We start from the raw sequence: 1,914 nt of genomic DNA, 5'->3' as shown, positions 1-1,914 counted from the left end.
CCGCCGCGAGCACCCATCGCCGATGCGATCGGCTCCCACCCTTCGGTAGCAGGCCCAACCAATCCATGGGGTGAGAGCTGGCGGCTCTGGTGGGAGCCGATCGTATCGGCGATCCCGCGGCAGCGGGCAACGTGCCGGTGTATCCGCTCCGGCCGGCCTTCATGCAGGGCAGAACCGGGCCGCCGTGCGAGGACCCGTCGCCGATGCGATCGGCTCCCACCCTTCGGTAGCGGGCCCAACCATTCCATGGGGTGAGAGCTGGCGGCTCTGGTGTGAGCCGATCGTATCGGCGATCCCGCGGCAGCGGGCACGATCGCCGTGGAGGCCGGGCTCTAGCTCAATCCTTGGCCACGAAGACCTGGGTACCCGATGCCTCGAGCACGGGCTGCAACGCGTCCGGAGGGGGGCGGTCGGTGAACCAGGCGTCGACACGCGAGAAGTCGCCAAGGCGGACCATGGCGTTGCGGCCGATCTTGGTATGGTCCGCCCCCAGATACACCTGGCGGGAGTGCTCGATGATCGCCTGCGCCACACGCACCTCGTGGAAATCGAAGTCGAGCAGCGTGCCGTCGAGCTCGATCCCCGAGATACCGATGATGCCGAAGTCGACCTTGAACTGACGGATCAGCTCGATCGTGGCCTCGCCCGTCACACCGTGGTCGCGCCCGCGCACGACGCCGCCGGCGACGATCACTTCGAATGTCGGGTTGTCGCTGAGCAGGATGGCGATATTGAGGTTGTTGGTGATGACGCGCAGGTCCCGATGATTCAGCAGCGCACGGCCGACGCCTTCGTTGGTGGTGCCGAGGTTGATGAAGAGCGACGAGCCGTCCGGGATCGCCGCGGCGATCGACGCGGCGATGCGATTCTTTTCCGCCGCCTGGAGCGACTGGCGCGCGGCGTAAGCGACATTCTCGACACTGGAGGACGGCGCGCTGACGCCACCGTGATAGCGACGGATGAGCCCCCCGTCGGCCAGCAGGTTGAGATCGCGTCGGATCGTCTGCGGCGCGACGTCGAAGTGACTCGCGAGCTCGTCGACACCGACGAACCCTTCGCGTTGCACGATCGCGATCAATTCTTCCTGTCGCCTGTTGAGTCTTGGCTCCATCGGCTACCCCATCAACGTTCCACTTCCCGACATGATGGCGCGTGTGGCGGGTGGAAGTCATGCGGCGGGCGCGTCGGTGAGTGAATGCCGGTGGTCGCTCGGGTAGTCGCGATGAGAGAATCGGTTCGCCCGCGCTGGAGCGGGCGCTTTACGAACAAGGAGTTTCAATGTTCACTTCCTGTCCGGCGACTCGTGTCGCCTGCGCTACCGCGCTCTCCCTTTTCCCCTTCGCTAGTGCCCTCGCGGAAAGCCTGGATGGCTACCGCACCGTGCCCGCATACAGCCGTTCCGCCGACCTGCCCTTCGAGCTTCCGGCACCGTATCGCGACGCCGGACAGCCATCGGCGAGTCCGGATCCACGTGCGATCGAAAAAGTCTGGATCCTCTCCGTGGAGTCCCAGTACGGCGGTGCCGAGACGATCCGCGAGGATCAGACCCGGACGTCGAACGATCACTATGGTCTTTACCTGAAGGTCGGCGTGCTCGAGATCGGAATCGCCGCCCAGCGGCGACTGACGCTCGATGGCGTCGCGCTGAACGTGGCGCCGATGTACACGTTCCCCGTGTGCATCATCGAGGGGCAGTACAGCTGGCCGTGCTCGTCAGGCACCGTGGTAGGCACGTTCCTGCAGTACGACCTCGGCGATTCCGACGGCGGCCAGTTCCGTCACGAAAGCATTCCCGCCGAAGGGCCGTCGCGCAGCGACTCGCTCGAAATCCTCTGACGTCAGGCCAATCCGCGAGGCGCCGCAGGACCTGTGGCGTGCGGCGAGGAGCGGTCGCGGCCGGGTCCGCTCCTACAC

At 65.9% G+C, this 1,914-nt stretch carries 2 protein-coding genes; one reads left to right on the top strand and one right to left on the bottom strand.

The annotated features are described in order from the left end of the window. Positions 1 to 337 precede the first annotated feature (337 nt). Positions 338 to 1,111, bottom strand: a complete 774-nt coding sequence (locus BMY69_RS19185) for a DeoR family transcriptional regulator (protein WP_090055497.1) — start codon at positions 1,109 to 1,111, stop codon at positions 338 to 340. A gap of 167 nt (positions 1,112 to 1,278) precedes the next feature. Between BMY69_RS19185 and BMY69_RS19180 the strand changes: the two genes are divergently transcribed. Beyond that, positions 1,279 to 1,836: a DUF4879 domain-containing protein gene (locus tag BMY69_RS19180; protein WP_090181235.1), complete on the top strand. Its 558-nt coding sequence runs from the start codon at positions 1,279 to 1,281 to the stop codon at positions 1,834 to 1,836. Positions 1,837 to 1,914: the final 78 nt, after the last annotated feature.

The sequence above is a fragment of the Luteibacter sp. UNC138MFCol5.1 genome (genome assembly GCF_900110505.1).
GTDB lineage: Bacteria > Pseudomonadota > Gammaproteobacteria > Xanthomonadales > Rhodanobacteraceae > Luteibacter.
The sequence above is the reverse complement of the archived record's forward strand: the minus strand, read 5'-3'. Positions and strand labels throughout refer to the sequence as shown.

Coding starts and splice junctions, on each gene's coding strand:
- BMY69_RS19180 (WP_090181235.1), top strand. CDS start 1,279: ATGTTCACTTCCTGTCCGGCGACTCGTGTCGCCTGCGCTACCGCGCTC.
- BMY69_RS19185 (WP_090055497.1), bottom strand. CDS start 1,111: ATGGAGCCAAGACTCAACAGGCGACAGGAAGAATTGATCGCGATCGTG.